Origin of the sequence: Chamaesiphon sp. VAR_69_metabat_338 (assembly GCF_031423935.1) — a bacterium.
GTDB lineage: Bacteria > Cyanobacteriota > Cyanobacteriia > Cyanobacteriales > Chamaesiphonaceae > Chamaesiphon.
This window is the reverse complement of sequence record NZ_JANPGM010000242.1, coordinates 1-4643: the sequence shown is the minus strand read 5'-3', so window position 1 is coordinate 4643 and position 4643 is coordinate 1. Positions and strand designations below refer to the sequence as shown.

5 protein-coding genes and 3 pseudogenes are annotated in these 4643 nt (G+C 46.2%); 4 read left to right on the top strand and 4 right to left on the bottom strand.

Annotation, left to right across the window (positions count from 1 at the left end; all coding sequences use genetic code 11):
• The 3 genes from RMO84_RS07155 to RMO84_RS07145 form a co-directional block, all read right to left on the bottom strand.
• A partial coding sequence (locus RMO84_RS07155; RefSeq protein ID WP_310487780.1) for a hypothetical protein occupies window positions 1-205 on the bottom strand: 205 nt, incomplete at its 3' end.
• A gap of 72 nt (window positions 206-277) precedes the next feature.
• Entirely contained in the window at window positions 278-1354 is a 1077-nt protein-coding gene (locus tag RMO84_RS07150) for a hypothetical protein (RefSeq protein ID WP_310487779.1), read from the bottom strand.
• 283 nt (window positions 1355-1637) lie between these two features.
• Window positions 1638-1781 (bottom strand): hypothetical protein, encoded by a 144-nt coding sequence (locus RMO84_RS07145; protein ID WP_310487778.1) that lies wholly within the window; start codon window positions 1779-1781, stop codon window positions 1638-1640.
• A gap of 494 nt (window positions 1782-2275) precedes the next feature.
• On the opposite strand from RMO84_RS07145, the gene RMO84_RS07140 reads away from it, so the two are divergent.
• The 4 genes and pseudogenes from RMO84_RS07140 to RMO84_RS07125 form a co-directional block, all read left to right on the top strand.
• On the top strand, window positions 2276-3292 hold the full coding sequence (locus tag RMO84_RS07140; RefSeq protein WP_310487777.1) for a TOBE-like domain-containing protein: 1017 nt from the start codon (window positions 2276-2278) through the stop codon (window positions 3290-3292).
• Window positions 3293-3500: 208 nt separating this feature from the next.
• A complete protein-coding gene (locus RMO84_RS07135; RefSeq protein ID WP_310487776.1) occupies window positions 3501-3791 on the top strand; it encodes a hypothetical protein in 291 nt (96 codons plus the stop codon).
• Window positions 3781-4132: pseudogene (locus tag RMO84_RS21315) on the top strand (type II toxin-antitoxin system PemK/MazF family toxin). The gene RMO84_RS07135 and the pseudogene RMO84_RS21315 overlap by 11 nt, the downstream one beginning before the upstream one ends.
• A pseudogene (locus RMO84_RS07125) lies at window positions 4132-4302 on the top strand (TOBE-like domain-containing protein); the annotation flags it as partial. The pseudogenes RMO84_RS21315 and RMO84_RS07125, both read left to right, overlap by 1 nt.
• Here RMO84_RS07125 and RMO84_RS07120 read toward each other — a convergent pair.
• Window positions 4294-4643: pseudogene (locus RMO84_RS07120) on the bottom strand (hypothetical protein); the annotation flags it as partial. The pseudogenes RMO84_RS07125 and RMO84_RS07120 overlap by 9 nt on opposite strands.

Sequence of the window (4643 nt, the reverse complement as noted above, 5' to 3'; positions counted from 1 at the left end):
CTGAAGTAATTCCGGTACCACCACCAGTAGTAGTGGTGACGTTACCACCGGTAGCGTTACTGTAGATACCACCATTAGGTGTATTAGGTACGTTGGTTCGAGTCTGAGCTTGAACAGACTGAGCTGAGCCGATTGTTACTGCAACCAAGACTGCGCTACAGCCAACGATTAATTTCTGACATTTCGAGATGTTTAGCATTGTCATTCAACCTTAAAATTGATGATTGATTTAGGATAATTGAAACTTTTGTTCGGTATTGGCCAAAGTCAAGCGGCTTTAGAAGTTAAAAGCTACACTCGCACCGAGGACAAATCTTGCGCTTTGATTGGGGATGCCAGTAATATCCCGGAAGGCGGGAGTAATCACAAGAGGGAAGTTATCGAATGGAGCGATCGATACACCTGCGGCTAGATCTTGACCTGTCCATTCCACGACAGCACTCACAGGTCTGGCAATCCGGACGCCGACCGAACCAAAAACGCCAATGCCACCACGATCGAGGCTCTGGTTGTTTGCATCGAATGGCAAGAATACACCGCTACCGATACCAGCAGTAAGGGCTACCCGGCTGAAGGGTTGGTTGATATCATCAACGGTACGCAGAATTTTGGTACCGACTAAATAGTAAGAGTTGTTGGGGTAATCCGAAGGACTGTTACCATTTCTACCAGCACCGAAGTTAACTTTGGCAAATTGGTTCCAACCGATCGCCACGGCGGTATCTTCAGCTACGCGCTTATGAAGTTTGCCACTAAAAGCACCACTACCGAAAGCTGCACTAGAACCGAAACTATTGAGAGCATAAGATATTTCTGCACCGATCGAGTTGGTAGCGTCGCCTAAGCCGATCCCGAGGCCAGCACCACCGTCTGAGACGCAAGTTGGGCCTCTAGTGCAACTTTGATAGTCGAGCGAGAAAAATACTAAATTCTTATCAGCACCAAAGCCAACGGGATTGAAAATTGCGAAGGCTGGAGAGGTCTTTGGGTTATAACCAGAATCGGTTGCTTGAGTGTCTTTGATCTTGTTGAGCCGTTCTTGCAACTCTTGGCTGTCACCACTTGGCGTCGCAGGGGTGGTACTAGGCACTGTGGTGGGTGCGGTTGGCGTTGTCGGTGCAGACGGAGTTGTCGGCGTGGGGGGTGGGGGTGGCGTTTGCGCTAGAATATCGCCAGCGACTGTTGGTGTTGCCACGAGCGATTGGTGGTAATCCATGCTCGATAACCTACCCAAACTCGCTGCATTTCCAGCGATCTTAGTTTCACTGGGTTTTACTTCAGGGTTGGCGTAAGTGGCTGATGCACCGAATAAAGGCATCAGACAGCAGCTAACGTACCACATTAATCGCTTCATGATTGAAATTTCCCGAATATTTATTGAGCTGATGCGTAAATTCTCTGTAACTAACTTGTGTGAGTGTGACGTATTTACGGAAAGATATCGGCGAAAATACCGATTGAATATTCGACTATAAATATGTCTTGTATATTTTCCTAAATATTAACACGATCTCGTTAAAGACCGTCAGCCATGTTACGCGATCGAAATCTATTCCGAGTATACTTTTGATATTTCGGATTGACAAGGATCTGGCCGATAGTCTGCACTTCGATCTAGATGGTCGTAGATTAATCATCTAGATATTGGTAGATTGTCCGCGATTCGGATTTAACTTAGAAGTTAAGATGTATAGACATCTGAGATCGAGATCGCTAGCATTTGTCTCGTCAAAATCGCGACAGTAGCAATGACCGATCGCCACAATCGGCAACTTCAGCATAAATGCTTATTTTACCAACATTGAGATTTTTCTCAACCAGTTTTGCGATCGAGTCAACGGTCACAGGTATCTATAATCTTACCCATTAGATAGTCTAAAATATCTCCACCGAACGGATGAGTCGATGGTTGGAGATCGACAACACAGAGCTGTTGACTAAGACTAAATAGCTTACTTAAATTGTGCCCACCAGTTAGCCAAAATTAACATGGCGGCAAGATCGATCCAGGTCTAATTCTATTCTTCTGGTACCAATCCGCATCAGTTAAAGTCTGCTCCCCGCTGTCTTGTCTTGACGCACACAACCTGGAGGAAACCTCCAGGTCGATGCGTCGCTGACTGAAACGCACGCTGAGGGAACCGTCTGTCTTGTCTCGCATAATCCGGGAGGGAACCTCCCGGCTGCGAGCCGCTAGCGACACGTCTCGCTTCGCTCGTCTACAGCGCGATTTCAGTCGCTCCCCGCCACTATTATCAATCGGATATTTTAAATAATGGGTATATCAGTAAAAAATGTCTCGAAGCAATTTGGCAGCTTTCAAGCAGTCGATGGTGTCGATCTCGAAATCGAATCGGGCGCGCTAGTGGCTCTATTGGGGCCTTCAGGTTCGGGGAAATCCACTTTATTGCGGTTGATTGCGGGGCTAGAGACACCTGATAGCGGCAAGATTTGGCTCACGGGGACAGATGCCACCAATCAGAGCGTCCAAGAGCGAAATATTGGCTTTGTGTTCCAACATTACGCCCTATTCAAACACCTGACGATTCGGGAAAATATCGGTTTTGGACTCAAGATTCGTAAGGCGAGTCCGGCCAAAATTAAAGCTAGAGCTGATGAATTGCTAGAATTAGTCCAGTTGTCAGGATTGGGCGATCGATACCCCTCCCAATTATCCGGCGGACAGAGACAGCGCGTAGCTTTGGCTCGATCGCTAGCTGTCGAACCCAAGGTGTTATTACTCGACGAACCATTTGGAGCCTTGGATGCAAAAGTTCGTAAGGACTTGCGCGCCTGGTTGCGCCGCCTCCACGACGAGGTGCATGTGACGACGGTATTCGTCACCCACGACCAAGAGGAGGCGATGGAAGTAGCCGATAAGATTGTGGTGATGAATAAAGGTCAAATCGAGCAAGTCGGCACGGCAGCGGAGATTTACGATCGACCTGCGAGTGCCTTTGTGATGAGTTTTATCGGCCCTGTGAATGTCCTACCCAGCAGCGCGGATATCTTTCAAAATAATGGATTTGAAGCCAATCATCCCCAAGTCTATCTCCGCCCGCAGGATATCTCGATCGAGACTACGCCAGATAGTACGCTGACGGCTGCAACGGTAACGCGGATCATTCATCTCGGCTGGGAGATTCAAGCCGAATTAGCACTAGCTGATGGGCAAGTTATTTCGGCGCATTTGACCCGCGATCGATTTGACGAGTTACGATTAGAACCACAGCAAAAAGTCTATATCAAACCCAAAGAAGCTAAATCTTTTCCTTTATATTATTCGATTTAAACTTCCAACTGTAAGCTCCTGTTTTGGCGATGTCGATCTAGGAATTCGATTAGCCTTGTTTTGAGATTTAAATCGACTCGATCGATCGTAGTTTCTGTGACTCATTATTAGCAAAAACCACCCAAATTAACTTCAACCACAAGATTTTTTATCCCAGATCTAAAGCTATAGCAGTAAAATAGAATTAAGCGAACATCGAGCGATTTCCATGAAACAAACCCGTTACGTCACTACCACAATTCAAGCAGGCAATCGCATAGAGATCGATCTGCCAAATCTGCCAATTGGACAAACGATCGAGGTAATCTTGATTATCCCCGACGCCCCAGAATCTAGCCCACAAATGATAGATAGACAATCCTTCCTCAAACTATCGATCGAGGAACGCCGTCGCATCTTAGCACAGCAAGCCGAAGCTGCTTTACCTGACTACGAAGATCGTCAAGCAGAGTGGGCAGAATGGATTAACCTCGACATCTCTGAAACCTATGCTTCCTAGACGTGGAGAAATCTGGCTGGTTAATCTAGATCCAACTGTTGGTGCGGAAATTCAGAAAACTCGTCCTGCAATTGTCATTAGCTCCGACTATATCGGCAAACTTCCCCTTAAATTAGTGGTGGAAAGATTCTTTCTCATCGGATCTCTGGCATATTCGGCTCGATCCTACCAATGAAAATGGCCTAACTAAGCCATCGGCTGCGGATGCACTTCAATCTAGAAGCCTCGATACTCGGAGATTCATTCGGAAAATCGGTACTTTACTTGAATTGGATTTACAAGAAATTGCTCGTGCAATTGCCGCTATTATTGAATATCAGGACTCAATTGAAGAAACTTGATTTTAATGTTTGGTTGGGAGATTCAAGCCGAATTAGCATTAGCTGACGGACAAGTTATTTCGACACATTTGACACGCGATCGATTCGATGAGCTACGTCTGGAACCACAGCAAAAGGTCTATATCAAACCCAAAGAAGCTAAATCTTTTCCTCTCTATTATTCAATCTAAATTGCTGCTGCGAGAATCGATCTGAGATTGTCGCGCCCAATTAATGACTGTGTTGTGAGATACACCTGTTTGGCGTTCGATCTCGCGGAAGCTTGTGCCTTGCCGATGCAAGTCGAGACATTGCTGCTTAGTTTGTGGAGGATAACCTCTCAAGTTGTATGCTTCGGCGAATTGTTTGCCACAAGCTCTGCAAATATAACGTTGCTTATCGTGACGATGCCCATTTTTTGCCACTCGATCGCTACCGCATTTTACGCATATCATTACATTGCTGTGCAAATCCAGCAGATCGTCACCGATGTAGGGGTTGAGATAAGCACAGAGTAAATCTTTTAGCTCTG

Coding starts and splice junctions, on each gene's coding strand:
- RMO84_RS07150 (WP_310487779.1), bottom strand. CDS start 1,354: ATGAAGCGATTAATGTGGTACGTTAGCTGCTGTCTGATGCCTTTATTC.
- RMO84_RS07145 (WP_310487778.1), bottom strand. CDS start 1,781: ATGCTGAAGTTGCCGATTGTGGCGATCGGTCATTGCTACTGTCGCGAT.
- RMO84_RS07140 (WP_310487777.1), top strand. CDS start 2,276: ATGGGTATATCAGTAAAAAATGTCTCGAAGCAATTTGGCAGCTTTCAA.
- RMO84_RS07135 (WP_310487776.1), top strand. CDS start 3,501: ATGAAACAAACCCGTTACGTCACTACCACAATTCAAGCAGGCAATCGC.